General features: G+C 49.2%; 12 protein-coding genes. 7 read left to right on the forward strand and 5 right to left on the reverse strand.

Translation table 11 applies throughout. From position 1 onward, the window contains the following. Nucleotides 1-342: 342 nt before the first annotated feature. From NG833_RS18065 to NG833_RS18075, 3 genes are all read left to right on the forward strand, one after another. A complete protein-coding gene (locus tag NG833_RS18065; protein ID WP_254566665.1) occupies nt 343-540 on the forward strand; it encodes a hypothetical protein in 198 nt (65 codons plus the stop codon). A 375-nt stretch (nt 541-915) separates the two neighbouring features. Continuing rightward, on the forward strand, nt 916-1,284 hold the full coding sequence (locus NG833_RS18070) for a hypothetical protein (protein ID WP_254566666.1): 369 nt from the start codon (nt 916-918) through the stop codon (nt 1,282-1,284). 218 nt (nt 1,285-1,502) lie between these two features. Next, complete coding sequence (locus NG833_RS18075; RefSeq protein WP_254566667.1) at nt 1,503-1,991, forward strand: hypothetical protein; 489 nt, start codon at nt 1,503-1,505, stop codon at nt 1,989-1,991. Nucleotides 1,992-2,329: 338 nt separating this feature from the next. On the opposite strand, the gene NG833_RS18080 is transcribed toward NG833_RS18075, so the two are convergent. Next, nucleotides 2,330-2,740, reverse strand: coding sequence for a peptide chain release factor 1 (locus tag NG833_RS18080; protein ID WP_254566668.1), 411 nt, complete (start codon nt 2,738-2,740; stop codon nt 2,330-2,332). A gap of 366 nt (nt 2,741-3,106) precedes the next feature. Between NG833_RS18080 and NG833_RS18085 the strand changes: the two genes are divergently transcribed. Next, entirely contained in the window at nt 3,107-8,698 is a 5,592-nt protein-coding gene (locus NG833_RS18085; RefSeq protein WP_254566669.1) for an ATP-binding sensor histidine kinase, read from the forward strand. 235 nt (nt 8,699-8,933) lie between these two features. Further along, complete coding sequence (locus tag NG833_RS18090; RefSeq protein WP_254566670.1) at nt 8,934-9,326, forward strand: DUF6464 family protein; 393 nt, start codon at nt 8,934-8,936, stop codon at nt 9,324-9,326. Between the two features lie 25 nt (nt 9,327-9,351). On the opposite strand, the gene fmt is transcribed toward NG833_RS18090, so the two are convergent. From fmt to NG833_RS18105, 3 genes are all read right to left on the reverse strand, one after another. After that, nucleotides 9,352-10,359 (reverse strand): methionyl-tRNA formyltransferase, encoded by a 1,008-nt coding sequence (gene fmt / locus NG833_RS18095; RefSeq protein ID WP_254566671.1) that lies wholly within the window; start codon nt 10,357-10,359, stop codon nt 9,352-9,354. Nucleotides 10,360-10,816: 457 nt separating this feature from the next. After that, entirely contained in the window at nt 10,817-12,247 is a 1,431-nt protein-coding gene (locus NG833_RS18100) for a DUF4335 domain-containing protein (RefSeq protein ID WP_254566672.1), read from the reverse strand. After that, nucleotides 12,244-12,852, reverse strand: coding sequence for a DUF3038 domain-containing protein (locus NG833_RS18105; protein WP_375293927.1), 609 nt, complete (start codon nt 12,850-12,852; stop codon nt 12,244-12,246). Before NG833_RS18105 ends, NG833_RS18100 begins: the two co-directional genes overlap by 4 nt. A gap of 535 nt (nt 12,853-13,387) precedes the next feature. Between NG833_RS18105 and NG833_RS18110 the strand changes: the two genes are divergently transcribed. After that, entirely contained in the window at nt 13,388-13,900 is a 513-nt protein-coding gene (locus NG833_RS18110) for an adenine phosphoribosyltransferase (protein WP_254566674.1), read from the forward strand. Nucleotides 13,901-14,022: 122 nt separating this feature from the next. Further along, nucleotides 14,023-15,084 (forward strand): ABC transporter permease, encoded by a 1,062-nt coding sequence (locus NG833_RS18115; RefSeq protein ID WP_254566675.1) that lies wholly within the window; start codon nt 14,023-14,025, stop codon nt 15,082-15,084. 655 nt (nt 15,085-15,739) lie between these two features. Here NG833_RS18115 and NG833_RS18120 read toward each other — a convergent pair. Continuing rightward, entirely contained in the window at nt 15,740-18,346 is a 2,607-nt protein-coding gene (locus NG833_RS18120) for a heavy metal translocating P-type ATPase (RefSeq protein ID WP_254566676.1), read from the reverse strand. Nucleotides 18,347-18,589 lie beyond the last annotated feature (243 nt).

An 18,589-nucleotide genomic window follows, 5' to 3' on the forward strand; every position in this document is an offset into this window, starting at 1 on the left:
CCAAAAAATAAAACCTTCAAAAAACCCGCACCCTGAAGGGTGGAGGCTCACAGGACAAAGCCCGCCTGCGCGGGCTAAAAGAGCCTTGTTAGGTGCGATCGCATCAAAGCAAGGATGATTTATTTGTTGGAATACCCTAACCGTAGAGGATCGTCGCGGCTATTTTGCCAATGTCACCACTCCGGAGGGTCGCCGGGGTCAAATTGTGACTCAGTTTTTAATTTGCAATTAGCCAGTTCCCCGAATCCTTCAGACAACGGACCTCAAAACCATACAACTCTGAATTTATCTTGCCAAAATTCCGCTAAAATTCAGTTAAAAACCTCAGTGGAGACCGATACAATGGGACGAAAAGCTAAACTTAAAAAACTGAGACGAGAAGCGCCACCCCCAGGGGAAGCACCCCCGGCAGAACTAGAGGAACCGACTAATTTTGTGCGAGAAATGGACCATCAGGGTTATCACCTCAAACAAACTATCCCCGCGCCGGATATCCCAGAATCCCAAATGGAACCGAAAGCACAAAACCCCAGACTGTAGCATCGCCTCTGGATTCAGGGTGGGGTTCTGTGAGGGCTGACCACAGTAGGTTTTTTACGCTTAAGAGCACCTCCGGTTCCCTCCCCTTGGCAAGGGGAGGGTTAGGGTGGGGTCCTCTTCGATGCGCGATCGCCAGAACCCGGATTTCTGACTCGGCTTTGTGGCCCTCGAATCCCTATTTTGCGGAGGGCAACCCGGTTAAAACTGGATGTCCACTGGAGCAAACAGTTGGCTCTCGGTCCTCTTAAACTCTACAATCAAGAAGGGAATCGCGCTTTGATCTCAGGGGACAGTTGCTGACCGTTCCTTTCAAGCAGGCGATCGCGACCCGACCCCACTTTAGGGTTATTCTGCCGCACGATTTAAGGTTTGATTATGTTGGAAATGCTGCTATTAGATATCTTCGTTATTTTTGCCGTTCTCTGGTTCATTGCGGACCCGAACAAGCCCAAACCTGTGGTGCGTCGTCCGAAAAAAACTCGCTCCCGGGGACGTATCCCCTCGGTTTCCCCTGGGATTGGGGATTCTGAACCCAGAGAAATGACTGCCGAACTGATACCGGAACTCTCAGAGTCGCGATCGCCTGAAGAATCAATCCCTCCCCATCCAGACTCCACTGGATCCGAGTCAGCCACCCCCAGGGCACCTCGTTGGGAAAAGAAATCCGTGCGAAATCAGAGCAAACAAGTCACCACGCAACCGATACCCGGTGAAGCTCAATGGGGTTCACTTTCTACCAAGTAACTCCTGGAAGTTCGCTCTAGTCGCCCAGGTAGGGTCCTGATACCAAATCCGGTTGTGAAAGACCTATTTTACTCTTCAGCCTGCGGAGGCAGGCTTTGTCTGTGTAGCCCCACCCTTGAGGGTGTGGGTTTTTATAGACCTTTAACAACCGAATGGAGTATGATTGATCTTTTTCCATGACAGGCGATCGCCCCGTCCCCCACTTCAACCTTAAATCTATGAGTGAATCCTTTCTGGTTAATCTTAAAGAAGCCTTCCTGAATGCACCGGGGTTTTGGGAAGGCAGTCTTTCCGAAAAATCAGGGAACTGGTGTAAGCGAGTTGAGGGAGTCGATACCACCGCCACCGATGGGTATTCGATTCTGGGTGATTTTGTCAGTAACCTCAGCGTCCAAACCTTTCAACAACCCGGACTCTATCTGCATTGCGAGAAAAAAGGCAGCAAAAAATCCACTCAGAAGCGGTTGTACAGTTTATTTGTACTCGAACCCAATGGCACGGTGCAGATTATCAAAGAATACCGGAGTTCCAGTAAAGATTGGGCGGTGGAATTATGGCCGGATATTGAAGCCTTTCTAGCTTTGCAAACCGATGGGGTAGAACAACGACGACAGCAACTACTTTCGGAAATCGAATCCTTAGAGTTTCAACTCTCTCAGCGTCGGGCTCAATTAGCTGCTTTGGAGTTTTCTGACCTCCTAGACTAGCGCAATTTAGCTCAATCCTGAATGATTAATCTGTAATATTTACTTGAATAGGGTGAAATAATCCCGAGCCCGTGAACGAGATTTGGACCTTTTCGGCGACTTTATAAATTTTTGTTAAAGAAATGTGGGGTTACACCCCTCATGGGTTAATATAAGGTGCATTAGTAGATGCACCCTGATGGCTTCCCGTTCAACTTGAGCGGGATTTTTTTTTGCCCAGTCAAAAATCAAGGCTGAAGGATTGACAATTGAGAAAGGACAATCCCTCTACAATCCTCAAGGCTCAATTCTCAATCCTGGGGTGGCGATCCAGCTCAACTCGGTGCTTCCAAGGGACGTTAGCGGATGTAAGGTCGGCCCTTCCAGAAAATGCCCACCACCAAAGCGATAAAAGAGATTTGGGAAAGATCCACGAGTAACCCGGGGATGGGGAGGAGGGACTTAATCCAGAGACCGAGGAGTAAGCAAAAGGCTAGGGCCCAGAGACTCCCGGTGTTGAGCATGGACCGATTCCAGAGTTCGCATCCATAGACAGCGATCGCCCCCATTCCCATCCCCAACGCAAATAAAACCAAGGTTCCTAAAGGAGGTGCATAGAGTAAAGTCAAGGCATCCCGAAGGGCGCTGGATTGGGTGGCACCATACGCCAACCAGACCTCAATTGCAGCCACAAGTTGAGTCGTGAGGCCCGCAACCGGCAGTAGGGAAGTCCAGGGTAAATATTTTAAGCGTTCTAAGGGATTGCTCATTATGGAAAAATGCCGCTAAATTATCTCTTAATTTTAAAAGAAATAGATGCAAATCAAAGATTGATTTGTGCTGATCCAGTGAGAGAAGAAGGATAAATCAGGACGTTAACTCACCGGGGAACGAATTCCCGCATCGGTGGCGATGGATTCAGTGGAGATTTCCTGATTTTTTTTACAGACAAGTACAAAGGCTTAAGTTAAACTGAGAAAACAAAAGCAAGCAGGGTTCCTAACCCCCCATGCTTCCGAAGGGCGATCGCCACCCTAAAACCCGGTTGAATCCACCCCGAGAAGACTGATTTGAACCGTTCTGGGGGTATTTTAAATTTTCCCTATTCTGACTGGACCAACCCACCCACTGGACCTATGATAGAAAGCAAAATACTGATCCGAGCCCTCAACGGTTTTAGAATCATTGAGCAACTGAGCGAAAATGCACGCTCCAGCGTCTATCGCACCATCCGATCGCGAGATAACTTACCGGCGATCGTCAAACTGTTGCATTCCGATGGAGCCAGTGCAGGAGATTTCAGTCGATACAAGCAAGAGTATGAAATTTATCGGCTCAATTTAGACGGCGTAGTCCAGACCTATGGCCTGCAAAAGTATAACCAGGCGATCGCCTTAATCTTAGAAGACTTTGGCGGACAATCCTTAAAACAATTTATCAAAAATCGGACCTTAACTCAAGCGGAATTTTTAACCCTAGCCATTCAAATTGCCGAAGCCCTGGGTTCCATACATAGTGCCAACATCATCCACAAAGATATCAATCCAGAGCATATCCTCTTCAACCCCGAAACCGAGGAAGTCAAGCTGATTGGATTTAGCATTGCCACCATTGTTTCCCAAGAAAATCCCCCCTCAAAAAATCCCAACCTCTTAGAAGGGACTCTCGCCTATATGTCCCCGGAACAAACCGGCAGGATGAACCGCACCCTGGATTATCGAACCGACTTTTATTCCCTAGGAGTCACCCTCTACGAACTCCTGGTCAACCAACTCCCCTTTACCAGTCCCGACCCGATGGAACTGGTCCATTCCCATCTTGCAAAACAGCCGCTTTCCCCGCATAAAATCGACCCTTCCATTCCCAAAATCATCTCCGACCTGGTGATGAAATTGCTCTCCAAAACAGCAGAAGACCGATATCAAAGTGCCTGGGGACTCCAAGCGGATTTAGTCGTCTGCTTGATGCAATTAGAAGCAACCGGAGAAATCGAAGAGTTTATCTTAGGGGAAAATGATATTTGCCGAAAATTTAATATTTCCCCTAAATTTTATGGACGACGAGCTCAAATTCAAACCTTAGGCTCTGCCTTTGAGCGCACCGTCAATTCCCAACGAGAAGTGATGCTAGTCGTCGGGGAAAGCGGCATCGGTAAAACCGCATTAGTCCAGCAACTCGAATCCCCCATTGCCAAAAGAAATGGCTACTTTCTTTCAGGAAAATTTGACAAAAATCAGCAGGATATTCCCTATTTAGGCTGGATTAAAGCCTTTGAGGAATTAGTGGCCAACCTGCTCATGGAACCGGACGATCGCCTCAACCACTGGCAAGAGCAATTAAGAATAGCACTCGGAAACAATGGACAAGTAATTGTTGAAGTGATTCCCGAAATGGAGCTAATTTTGGGCAAGCAGCCGCCCATCAACAGTTTACCCCCCGCCGAAGCCGAAAATCGCTTTCATTTGACCTTTCAAAATTTCATCAAAGTTTTCGCCCATCCTCACCATCCCCTGACCCTATTTTTAGATGATATTCAGTGGGCGGATGCCGGGTCTTTGCGGCTGATTGAACGGCTGATGACCGTGGCCGATCCGGGACTTTTTTTAATTTTATCCTATCGCGAGATAGAATCTCCAGTTCCCTTCCGAGATACCGCTTCCCCGGTTTTAGAACGGCTGGCCCAAATTGAGCAAACCGGAGGAATTGTCAATCGCCTGGAATTAGAACCCTTAAGATTAGTGAGTATCAATCAGCTTTTGGCCGATACTTTTCAATGTTCCTTACGACAAGCGGGACCGTTGGCGGGATTAGTGGTAGATAAAACCGGAGGGAATCCCTTTTTTATTCAGGAGTTTTTGACCGGGCTTTATGATGATGGCTTAATTGAATTTGATAATAAAAGTTTGGCATGGCAGTGGTCGATTGAAAAAATTAAACGGTGCGCTATTACGGATAATGTCGTGCAACTGCTGGCGGCAAAAATCCGGAAGCTGGGGGAACGAGAGCAGTCCGTACTCAAGCTGGCAGCTTGTATTGGTAAACGCTTCGATCTGCAAACTTTAGCGGCGATTTCCCAGCAGTCTGTGAAAGAAACAGCAGCAAATCTGCGTGCAGGAGTCACCCAAGGGTTTGTGTTACCGGCAACGGAGAGTGCGGATTGGTCCGTGGCGATCGCCGAGTGGAAATCCGGCACTCACGAAGAAGCCAATCTCGATCGCCTCACCGCGCACTACAAATTTGTACACGATCGCATTCATGCGGCGGCTTACTCTCTGATGTCCGATTCCGCCAAGTCTGCGGTGCATTTGAGCATCGGACAATACTGGCTCAACCAGACTCCCAGCGATCGCCAGGATGAGGTCCTGTTTGAGATCGTCAATCAACTCAATAAAGGCATCTCACCGAGTGATTCTCCCAGGGAACGCGAAAAACGCGAAAAAATTGCTCAATTAAACCTCAGCGCCGGACAAAAAGCCAAGCGATCGGCAGCCTACAAAACAGCGCTCAACTATCTGAATCAAGGTCTTAAACTCTTAGGAAACGACCGCTGGCAAACGCACTATGGCTTAACTTTAACCCTCTATCAAGAAGCCACAGAAGCCGCTTATTTATGTGGTGACTTCCAGCAAATGACAGCATTAGCCAATCCGGTCATTGAGTCCAGTAAAACCCTGCTTGATGCCGTCAACATTTATGAGTTCAAAATTCAAGCTTGTATGGCCCAAGCCCAACCCCTTGAAGCCGTAAAAATTGGCGTAAACATTGCCCAACAACTGGGGATCGATTTAATCGATCATCCCACCCGGGCCGATATCCAACGGCAACGGGAAAAAAACCAAGCGGCAATGGGGGACAAAGACCCCACAGACTTACTGGCATTGCCAGTCATGAAGGAACCCGAGAAACTCGCCGCCATGAGAATTCTCTCTAGCTTGATATCTGCCGCCTATCAAGCCGATCCTCCCTTACTGCCTCTGATTGTATTTGAACAGGTGAATCTCTCCATTCAATCTGGAAATTCACCCTGGTCCGCCTTTGCTTATGCCACCTATGGCGTAATTTTATCCGGTGTATTTTGTGAAATTGAACTCGGGTATAAATTTGGACAATTAGCCTTAAATCTGTTATCTCAGTTCGGTGCCGGGCAAGCCAATGCCAAAATTTTAACAATGGTAGAAGGGCTCATCAACCCTTGGCGCGTGCATCTCAAGGAAACCTTGATTCCGTTACGGCAAGCGGAACGGAGCGGGATTGAAAATGGAGATTTAGAATGGGCCTCTTACGCGGCCAAAAACCGCTGTCAAAACTTATATTTTATCGGCACAGAACTCAATGAGGTAGAACGGGAAATGGCATCTTTGAGCCATTCCCTGACCCAATGGCAACAGATGACCGTGGTGCAATGGAATGAAATGTATCGACAAGCGGTGTTCAATTTATTGGGACGAAGTGAAAATCCCGGGGAGTTAGTGGGAGAAGCCTATAATCGGGTGCAAGCGGTTCCCTTGATGATTTCAGCTAATGACCGCAACGGACTACACGATTATTTTGTGAATCAATTAATGCTGTGTTATTGGTTTGAAAATTACACCGAAGCGCTAGTTAATGCCGAACAAGCGCAGAACTATTTAGACGGGGCGATCGCCTTGCCGGTTGTCGGACTGTTTTATTGGTATGATTCCCTCACTCGAATCGCCCTGTGCGATGATCGCACGCCCGAGCAAAACCGCAAAAATCTCCTTAAAAAAGTCGCCACGAACCAAAAGAAACTGAAAAAATGGGCCGCTCATGCCCCCATGAATTATTTGCATAAATGTTATCTCGTTCAGGCCGAACGGGACCGCGTTCTCGGTCACAAATTGCAGGCGATGGACGGGTACGATCGCGCGATTCAACTCGCCACAGAACAGGAGTATGTGCAAGAATCCGCCCTCGCCAACGAACTAGCGGCTAAATTTTATTTAGGATTAGGAAAACTCACCCCAGCTAAAGCCTATATGCAGGAAGCGCGGGAGGGGTATAAACAATGGGGAGCAACCGCAAAAGTGCAGCAGTTGGAGTCTACCTATTCCCACTTGTTGCCCGTCCCCTCAGAGCAATTTCATCCTACCAACGGACAGAAACCAACCCCGGTGGGAGTCTCAGTCCCTCGGGAGAGCAGCGATCGCCTAGATTTGACCACCGTCTTGAAAGCCTCACAAGCGATCGCCAGTGAAATCGTCCTCGATAAATTGCTGGCGACCCTGATGAAAACGGCGATCGAAAATGCTGGCGCTGAAAAAGCCTTTTTAATTTTAGACGTGGAAGGCAAACTATTCATATCGGCCTCCGCTTCTACTGCGGCTGATGCAGTGACGGTTGAACAATCTATTGATATCGAAACCTGCTCCGATTTACCCGTGGCGATCGTCAAATATGTGGCGCGAACGGGTTCTAATTTAGTTTTAAGCGATGCCGCTTGTGAAGGGGCATTTACAAAAGAGCCTTATGTGGTGGCTCATCAGTTAAAGTCCTTGTTATGTACCCCGATTGTGAATGGGGGAAAAACATTAGGCATCCTGTATTTAGAAAATAATTTAACCCGGGGAGCCTTTAGCCGGGACCGCCTAGAGATTTTGAAAATTCTCTCCTCCCAAGCGGCGATCGCCTTAGAAAATGCCCTGCTTTATGCCAACCTGGAAGCCAAAGTCCAAGAGCGCACTCAGGCTGTAAATCAGGCCAATGATGCCTTAAATGAAAAAAATCTCCACTTGTCGCAAACCTTAGAAACCCTCAAACAAACCCAAACCCAACTGATTCAAACCGAAAAAATGTCCAGTCTCGGCCAAATGGTGGCGGGAATTGCTCATGAAATTAATAACCCGGTGAGTTTTATCTATGGCAATCTGAATCATGCGGAAGAGTATCTGGATGACTTGTTTAACTTAGTCTGTCTGTATCAGAAGCATTATCCGACTCCCAACCCGGAAATTAAAGCAGTCATCAAGGACATGGATCTAGAGTTTTTACTGGAAGATTTACCGAGGTTGCTCTCTTCCATGAAAAACGGGGCCGATCGCATTCGTCAAATTGTTCTGGGATTAAGAAATTTCTCGCGCCTGGATGAATCAGCGATGAAAGAGGTGGATATTCATGAAGGAATTGATTCGACGCTGTTAATTTTGCAGTCTCGTCTAACGGGTAAAAATGGGCGTCCAGGAATTGAGGTGATCAAGGAGTATAGCAACCTGCCGAAAATTACTTGTTATGCGTCTCAAGTGAATCAGGTGGTGATGAATATTTTAAATAATGCGATCGATGCGATGGATGGGTTTGAGGGATTCGGCGAGGAAAGTCACGAAGAATTTCACCCTGATTCTAGCGTTTCGGTAACCTCTACCGATGTCATGCGATCGGATTTAGACCCGGGGAAAACCCGTTTACCGAGGATTATCCTGCGTACCGAAGTCAGCGATCGCCATTGGGTTCAGGTTCGGATTGCGGATAATGGTCCGGGTATCCCTGAACAGGTACGATTGAAAATTTTCGACCCCTTTTTTACAACGAAACCCGTCGGCAAAGGGACGGGTTTAGGACTCTCAATTGCTTACTCCATTGTGGTGGAAAAACATGGGGGAAAACTGCGCTGTCGTTCCACCCCGGGAGAGGGGACAGAGTTGATCATCACTTTACCGATTACCCCGCGATCGCCTGGTGAAATATCCCCGGGACAAAAGAGCGAGTTTTGATAAGAAGGGAACAAGCCCAGGTTTCAAAAATCGGGTGCGTCTCATCCAAAAATTGCCGAACCCGGTTGAGGATGAATCCCTTGACGCACCCGCACGATTACGGTTCACGAGTCATACCCGCTCACTCCCCTAGTCCAGAGGGACCCGGGGTAAAGCGAAAGGGATTTGGGGGAGTCTCGGCATCCAGGGGCGGTGTAAGGTAACGTAAAAAGGTAAAGAACATCACAGAGGAATCATGGAACCAGATTCTTTACCCACAGAGGTGATATTAACCAAACCCTCGAAATCCTTGGGGAAAGTGCATTTAGATTGGAATCCGCAACCGGGTCACTATCTGGATCTCGAAGGAAAAACTTACGCCGTTCTAGAACGCCGCCATCGATATCAACTGAAATCCGGTCGTTATCGCTTGCAAAATATTGCTCTGTACGTTCAGTCAGCGCAGCGACCGATTGAAAAAAGCCTTGTAGAGGGTCGTTGGGTGATTGGAGAGGCCAGTTGCCGCTTCAACGCTAAATCCGAACTGATTCGCTGTGCCGTCAATCCAGAAGGACCCTGTGCGGGATGCCGCTTTTTTGAACCCTTAACCGAATCCGAATCCGAAGAGACGCGATCGCTTCCTAGTTAGGCATCGATCGCGTTTCTATCGGCATTCAGGCATTCCCATTACCCAACATTTCGCCCATGAGTAGATGCATCCCATTTGCAAAATCCCAACCTGATTGAGCGCGTTTACCCGAAAGCTGGACTTGTTGTAAGAGTAAAAAACCGTCGCCGGTTTGAACAATCGGCCCGATATGTTTGGCAATACTGACAATTTCACCGGGTTTGCCCTCTCCAGGATAGAGGGCAGGCCAATTATGTTCAAGAACGCTAAACGACGGGGGAAGCTGTTCCCAGTAGCGATCGCCCACAGGCGCAGTGGCCATAATTTTGAGGTCCTGGCCGCGAAACTGAGCGATGCAGTTGGGAAAAAAGCCGCGAATTTGGTTATGGAGGGCGACTGCACTGCGGGACCAATCCAGCAGATAATCCTCCTTCTGAATTAACGGCGCATAAGTCGAGTCCGCATCATTTTGGGGGATAGGTTGAATTTGCTGACGGCCTAACTTCACCACCGTTTTCAGCAACAACTCCGCCCCTACCGTAGAGAGGGTATGCGCCACGTGATCCGCATTGTCCAACAGTTCAATCGGCACAGAAGCCTTCAGCAATATCGGTCCGGTGTCCAAACCGGCCTCCATTTGCATCGTGGTGACTCCAGTTTCCGTGTCCCCATTGTACAGAGACCATTGAATGGGAGCAGCCCCTCGGTATTGAGGTAAGAGGGAGGCATGGACATTCACACAGCCCAAGGCGGGCATATCCAGAATTTCCTGAGATAAAATCTGTCCATAAGCCACCACAACGAATAAATCCGCCTGAGTCTGTCTGAGAAACGCCAGAGTATCAGGGTCTTTTTTGACTCGTTGGGGCTGCCAGACGGGCAGATTATGAGCTAAAGCTAAACTTTTGACCGGGGAAGGGTCCAATTGGCTGCCGCGACTGCGACGTCTATCGGGCTGAGTGACCACAGCTAATACGTCAACCTCGGGAGTGGCTAACAGAATTTGCAATGTGGGAACAGCAAAATGGGGAGTACCGAAGAATACGACTTTCATGTTGCGTGAGCGCTCAGTGATAGGTGGTTAAGGGGGGACTCGTCAGAATTGAAGGCTCCGGAGTGGATAGCAACTGACTATTGCCAGTTAACAGATTACATTTAGCAGCGATCGCCCTCCCTTGGCAATTGGGAGTTGCCCCTTGCCGGAGTCAGAACTGACCCCACCCACCTCAACCCCTGGGTTGTTTCCCCGATGTCTGGGTTGAAATCAAAAGCTGGCGTTCCCTTTTATCTTCAGGAAGCAGCCAGTCGTCCTATCTCTGTCTGCTTCGGTTGGCCATCGGACTGACTCCCTGCCTGGATCGCTCAGGGTAACCCCGGGGTAAAATTCCCGATTTTAGGGAAGGCTCGAACCCGTTGCGGTAACGGTGTTAGGACTGGACTGAAGCGCCCGATCGGTGAGCGAGAATCAAGGAGGGGAAAGGAGTGGGGGCGGGGGCGGCCCCGGACCCTGCCTATCGAAAACCCTTCCAGGGGCTAATCTGCAAAATGCCACCGGAGGTAAAAACCACGCGGAATTCAGCCAAAGAGGAATCGCTGCCGGTGGTGTTGCGGACATAATCGGCGGAGGGTTGATGTAACTCCTTCAGGGGCGTTTGATCCAGAGCCGTTTTTGCCAGAGAATTCGTTCCTTCATAGTCCACGATCGCCCCTTGAGCATTCACCCAAATCCGATAGATCAGGTCCTGCTCAAACTCAGGATTTTGGGTCCAGGCTCGGTCGATCGTGTCGTAAACTTGCTGTTGTAACGATTCTAGGACTGTCGGATCTTGAATATCCGCCACGGGAGTGACTTCCGGGACCTCAGAGCGATCGCCGACTTCAGAGCGATCGCCTTCCCAAGGACTCACCTGGACTGTATTTGAGGGTTCAAACACCACTCTAAACACAGCCACCTCTTCCGCCGTTGCCGTCCCCCCATCAACGGGGATGTACACCAAATCCAACAGGGGAGTTTCATCTTGATAATCCCTTGCCGCTTGGTTTTCTGGTTTATATCCTAAAATCGCCCCATCGGTCCCTGCGGCGACTTGATAAACTAACGCCTCACTAAACGTTGGAGGGGTTCTCCAGGCGCGATCAATCTGGTTATAAACCTCCCGTTCGAGACGCTGCAATTCACTGACATCAGTAATCTGTCGATTGCTCACCAGGGTGGTGCCGAACTGGGCGGGACCCGGGGGGGAACCTGCCGGACGACTACCGGGACCATTGCCACTGGCGATCGCTTCAGTTCCCTGGCGCGACTCCTCGGAACTCTCTCCCGGGACCGCTTCGATGGGACGTTGATAGGTCGGAATCGGCATCCAGAAAAAGGCCAGGGCCGCTACTGCTAAACTCGATAGTCCCACCGTTGCCGGTAAGGCTCGTTTGGCGACAGGTTCATGAACCTTGGCTTCTTGGCGACTCAGAGAGCGTAAATTGCCGTGGATCTGGGGTAGAGTCTGGCTATCGGCGCAGAATTGATCCACCGCCTCCACCAAGTCAAACAATTGCACCGAACTCAAATCAATCTCAATCGGCGCACTGTTATAAGACTCCTGGGGTTGGACAATCAAGCGGTGCAAATTGGGATTAATTTTTTGCAACTGGACTGGGGTGGGCACCCCATCCCGGGGTTCCACCGGAATGGTATAGAACGAGAACCGCTTGACCCCACTCAAAAATTCTTGGGCATAGTGACTGACGACATTCACTAAACTTTGAAAAAACTCCTGTCCCCCAGCAATGGGTTCCTTCCGGGGGGGTAAATAGCACTCCGCACTGACCAAAATCGACATCAGAGGTCTGGACCCGTCCTGGCGATCGCCCGAGAGGTTATCGTCGGTTAACCCCTCTAACACCAGCTTGCAAGTCGGTAAACTATATTGACGTTGAATACTCATTCAACCTCCCCATCAAACAAACTGAACCACAACCGTTGCATCCCTGCTGTTCCGGTACAAAACAGTAATTCCCCGAGCAGTTCCATTGCCAGGTCATTTAACTTTTCATTGGTATTATAAATCGCTACCCCCGCACGGCGCGGATTCATCCGACTCCGGAAATGCGCCCGGAAACGTTCTAGGTAATGGGATAAGCGCAAATGATGCTCCAGGGGAATTTGTTTCTGTTGCAATTGCTGATAGTCCGTGAGCAACTGCCGAATGGTGACGGTCATTCTTCGAGCTAATTTACAAGCGATCGCCACCAATGCCTTGGCTTCTTCTAAACTCAGGGGACGACGTTGACTATAACGGCGCAGGGGATTCGTGCTGCGTAGCATCCAGAGGAACACCCGATTTTTAATAATATCTTGCAGTTGTTCTTCTTTGGCGACGGCTAAGATCGATTGAGATGCGTTCAGATCCAAGGCTTCGATCGCCAACAGCAGCAAGTCAATTTGCAACCGTGCGCGTCTGGGGCATCCCCGCCCGGAAAACCCGGGGGGTTCGGGCAGATGCTCTAAAATTATCGGAGTGGTCGTTTCGGGTGGATGGGTTGTTTGCATTACGCTTACCGGAGCATTCATTATAATTCGCCTTGATGGATGACTGACTTGAGTGCAATTGACCGCCAGGTTTCTTTCTCTAACTTTGATTTTAGTATTCACATAAAGGGTTCAGCTTTGATCTAGCAATCCCAACGATCCTGTTGCCTCACCTTTCACAGCAGAAGCAACCGCTACCGGGGAGAGCCCAAATTTTTTATTCTACCAATCCAGAGGCTTACCCCAAAAAAGATCCTGGGTTTTACCGGATTTGGGGACGGATGTCCCTTGAATAGGGTGACGGGGATGACGAACCCCCGGGCTGAGTTCCCCTGGGTAATAATGGTACGATTTAAAGCGCGATCGCACCCTTGCCGGTTTTATTGTAGCGATCGCCATCAGAGGCGATCGGTACTGTAGAGGGCAGACCCCCGGTTTCGGGGCCAATTCTTTGCCAATTCGTCACCAATCCGGTCTAAAACCGCGAAGTCCGGTCCCCTGATTTAAGACTAAACCCACCTCCTAGCCACTCTTTCATCTTCTAAACTTGTCTTGTATGGATATAAAATCTCTGGTTCGTGACATTTCCGACTTTCCTAAACCGGGCATTCTGTTTCGGGATATTACCACCCTCCTGCGAGACCCCCAGGGTTTACGGTATGCGGTGGATCTCATGACGGAAAAATGCGCCCCTCTCCAACCGGATTGCATCGTCGGCATGGAGTCTCGGGGGTTTCTGTTTGGGGTCCCTTTAGCTTATCAACTCGGCATCGGGTTTATCCCCGTTCGTAAACCCGGGAAATTACCCGCCCCTTGCCACGAAATTGAGTATGAGTTGGAATATGGCAGCGATCGCCTTTCCATGCACCAGGACGCCATCCAACCGGGGACTCGCGTCTTAATTGTAGATGACCTGATTGCCACCGGCGGAACTGCCGTTGCCACCGTCCAACTTTTAGAACTCGCCCAAGCTGAACTCGTGGGCTTTTGCTTTTTAATTGAATTGCAGAATTTGAACGGACGACAACGACTCCCCAATGTCCCCATTCTAACTTTGATAGAGTATTAAATAGAGGATTAGAACTTTCCCGGGCTTGATTCCCCCCAAGTCTCTCGCGCTCTCCCTCCTTACCTGAAAACCTCAACCTTTAGGGAATGAGCGAACAATCATCACCCCTAAAAATAACAACTATGGCTACTACTAAAGCACCCTCCAGTCGCCAACGCCTAGATTCGGCCAAAAACAACCTGACTAATGCCTTCACCAGCGAGACCTTTTTTTATGTAGTTAAGCGCTTATTACAAGCCTTATTAACCCTCTTACTAGCCTCTGCGCTGAGTTTTTCCATTATTCAACTTGCCCCGGGGGATTACTTAGATACCTGGCGGCAAAATCCCCAAATTTCCCCCGAAACCTTAGATGCTTTGACCATCAGATTCGGTCTCGATCGCCATCCGGTTGAACAGTATTTCCGCTGGCTGACCCAAATTATCACCCAGGGAGATTTTGGGTATAGTTTCAAATATCATCGCCCAGTCACCGAATTATTATGGGAACGCATCCCCAATACTCTGCTATTGTCCTTTTCTTCCTTAATCCTGACTTGGGCGATCGCCATTCCCCTGGGGATTATCAGCGCGGTTCGACAAAATACCACCCTTGACAAATTATTACGCACCCTCAGTTACATGGGACAAGGGTTTCCCAGCTTCATTACCGCCTTGTTATTCCTGTTTTTAGCCCAGCGACTCTCTCCCCTCTTTCCCGTGGGCGGCATGACCAGTATTTATCATAATGAACTCACCCCCTTTGGCAAAGTTGTGGATATTGCTTGGCACATGATTTTACCCACTCTCGCCCTCTCAATTACCAGTTTCGCCGGGTTGCAACGGATTACCCGGGGGGAATTATTAGATGTTCTTCGTCAAGACTACATTCAAACCGCCCGCGCTAAAGGATTGCCGGAAAATCGCGTCATTTACGTTCACGCCCTGAGAAATGCTATCAATCCCTTAATCACCATCTTGGGCTTTGAATTTGCCGGTTTACTCAGTGGCGCATTTATTGCGGAATTCTTCTTTAACTGGCCCGGTTTGGGACGGTTGATTTTAGATGCAGTCAGAAGCCAAGATATTTATCTGGTCATGGTTAGTTTGATGATGGGGGCCGTGATGTTAATTATCGGCAACTTATTAGCCGATTTACTCCTGAAATCCATTGACCCGCGCATTAAGTTGGCCAACTTGAAATAAACTCAAATCGGGGATAATCAGGAAGAGAATACTCCTGATTATCCCCTGAAGGGATGACAAGAAGGCTAGAAAGTCGATGGGTAGAAAATGGATTGGATAACCGACATTGCTCTTAAGCCCCTTCGATAAAAAAGTGGTGTATGGGGGTGGAGTTTCATCAAAACGATGCTCAAATCCTGCAATTTTTTCAGAGAATCAATCCAATTCAATCCATCAATTCCTATCCCCCAAACATTATACGCAATTCGGTTAGGGAACTCCAAAAAATAAAACCTCCAAAACGTTCGTTCGTAGTGAGGAATCAACGGAATAGCCCCGTCAATGTAGGGGCGTACAAAACGTTCGTTCGTAGTGAGGAATCAACGGAATAGCCCCGTCAATGTAGGGGCGTATTGCATACGCCCCCAGGGCGCAAGCATTGCGCCCCTACACTTCTTTCAGTTGAACGGTTGGATGATTTATATTTTGCAATCCCCTTATCAAAGTCTATAAAAACCCGCACCCTCAAGGGTGGGGCTACAGGGACGAAGCCCGCCTGCGCGGGCTGAAGAAAAACCCGAATTTTGACAACCGGATTTGGTATTATTAGGACGGCGTGGAGAGCGCCCTGATTCAGTTATCTGATAGTAGCGATCGCCTTGGCAAAATTATCAGCTCAAGCTTCATCAGTCTTGGTGTTAAACAACCGCATGGCGTTGAAAGTTACTAACAGAGAAGACCCCATATCTTCTAACACCGCCATTGGCAGTCCAATTACCCCCAAAGTTCCCAGGAGAATGAACGTTCCGTTCAGCACTAAAGCAATGACAATACTTTGCTGAATTACTGACATCGTGCGGCGACTGAGTTGGATGGCATAAGCCAAACGTCTGAGGTCATTCCCGACTAGCACCACATCAGCCGTTTCAAGGGCAATGTCGATGTTACCCACTGCAAAACTAACATCTGCGGCAGCTAGAGCGGGAGTATCATTAATACCGTCTCCAACCATGCCTACCGTTCCTTGGTGGCGAAGGTTGTAAATGGCCTGAAGTTTATCTTCCGGAAGTAACTCGGCTTGATACTCATCAATGCCAACCTGTTGAGCGATTTGAGAGGCAACGGAAGCCCGATCGCCGGTCAACATCACCAATCGCTTCAAGCCAATTCGTTTCAACAATCGTACCGCTTCAATGGATTCCAAACGCAGTCCATCGGCTAAAGCGATCGCTCCTATTAAGCCCTCTCGGTTTCCCACTAGCACAGGAGTATGCCTGCGAGATTCAATCTCAGCCAATAAAGATTCTGCTGCTGCGGACAGCGGAATTTCTAACTCGGCAAACAAACGTCTATTGCCAACAAAATAAATTGACGGTCCGAAGTTTGCCCAAACTCCCTTCCCAGGGATAGCGGTAAAATCCTCTGGAGTCTCTAATTCCATCCCCTTTGTTTTCGCTGCTGTGACGATCGCCTTTGCTAGAGGATGTTCCGATTGTTGTTCTAGGCAAGCCGCAATCCGCAACACTGTGGACGCTTCCATTTCTCCCAGGTCGTAAACCTGTTGTACGACTGGCATTCCCTGCGTAATCGTGCCCGTTTTATCAAAGGCAAGGGTTGTTAGTTTTCCGGCTGTCTCTAGCGCATTTCCACCCTTGAATAACACACCATTTCGGGTTGCCGCCCCAATCGCACTCACCAGGGAAACGGGTGTAGCAATTACTAGAGCGCAAGGGCAGGAAATGACTAGCAATACCAGTGCTTTGTAGACCCAAACATTAAACGGTTGCGCCAACAATAACGGAGGTATAAACGCAATTCCTACAGCCAAAGTCAGAACAATCGGCGTGTAAATGGCAGAAAAGCGATCGACCCATTGCTGGATTGGAGCGCGGCTTTCTTGGGCTTCTTCCACCAGATGAATGATGCGGGAAACTGTGGTGTCTTGGGCAGTATGAGTGACTTGAACTTCCAAAAAGCCGGTCTGGTTCAGGGTGCCTGCAAAAACGCGATCGCCCTTCTCTTTGTCCTCTGGGATCGCTTCTCCCGTAATCGGAGATTGGTCAACGGCACTCATCCCAGACACTACTATGCCATCTAGTGCGATGCGTTGTCCCGGTCGGATGGTGAGAATCTCGCTAACTTGAATCTCTTCCACAGGAACGAAAACCTCTTGCTCGTTCCGTTTGACCGTGGCGGTTGGTGGAGTCAAGTCCATCAAGCCGCGAATGGCATTGCGGGTGCGCCCGAGAGTAAATGTCTGTAACGTTGTTCCCAAGGCAAACAGGAACATCACCAGTGCCCCTTGGAACCATAAATTCAAAATAGCCGCTCCAATCGCCGCCAGCGACATGAGCAAGTTCATGTCTGCTCGACGCAGTTTCAAGGCAATCCATGCAGCGCGTGCGATCGGCAGAAAAGCCACCAGCAAGCTCATGACATAGAAACCTTGGGCAATCCAACCGAGGGATAACAATTGTTCGGCAATCAATCCCAGAACTAGGCCAATGCCACTGAAAAGAACGGTTTGTCCTCGTCGTGTCAATAGCCAGAATTGCCAACCTGTCAAGTCAGACTTGGACGATCGCTGGCTAGGTGTCGCCTGAGTTTGTGCCACCGCATCAGAACCACTGCCCGTATCCCCCACATTCGTGGTTGTCACGTCCTCAACTGTATAGCCTAAAGCAGTAACTCGCTCGGCGATCGCCTTTTCGCTGACCTGGCTCGGGTTGTACGACACCTCCAACCGCTCAGTGGCAAAACTGACTGAAACTTCATGAATTCCTGCCGTCTTCTGTAGGCTGGCTACAATGGTTTTAGCGCAACTGCCGCAATCCATTCCGCCCACCTTGGCAATCAGTTTTTTAGCAGCAGTCTTTTCCTGCACCTGCTCAACGCTATAGCCCAGGTCTGTCACACCCTTGATGATGTCGGCTTCACGGACTTGTTCGGGGTGATAGGATACGGTCAATCGTTCTGATGCAAAGCTGACGGAGACCTCACTGACTCCAGCCAACTGCTGCAAATTCGCTTCAATGGTCTTGGCACATCCCCCACAATCCATCCCGGTGACCTGGGTTTGAAGTGTTTGAACGGGATGGGTTGGAGCGATATCAAAGGTGTAACCCAGAGCCGTGATGCGATCGCCAATCACCCTTTCCTCAACTTGAGAAGGGTCATAGGAGACACTCAGCTTGCCACTGGCAAAGTTGACAGCAGCGTTTTCCACACCAGGAAGATGCTCCAAATTCGCCTGAATGGTTTTGGCGCAGCTAGGGCAGTCCATCCCATTCACGATTGCTTGTAAGGTCCTCTTTGAGGGAGTTGTTGACTTCATAAGACCATTGACCATTCAAGAAAGAAACATGACCTGGACTATGATGTAGGTACTGAGGGGATTCCAACAAATAAATCATCCTTGCTTTGATGCGATCGCACCTAACAAGGCTCTTTTAGCCCGCGCAGGCGGGCTTTGTCCGTGTAGCCCCAGGCTTGAGCCTGCGGGTTTTTTGAAGGTTTTATTTTTTGG

The sequence above is a fragment of the Oscillatoria sp. HE19RPO genome, assembly GCF_024220515.1.
GTDB lineage: Bacteria > Cyanobacteriota > Cyanobacteriia > Cyanobacteriales > Laspinemataceae > Laspinema.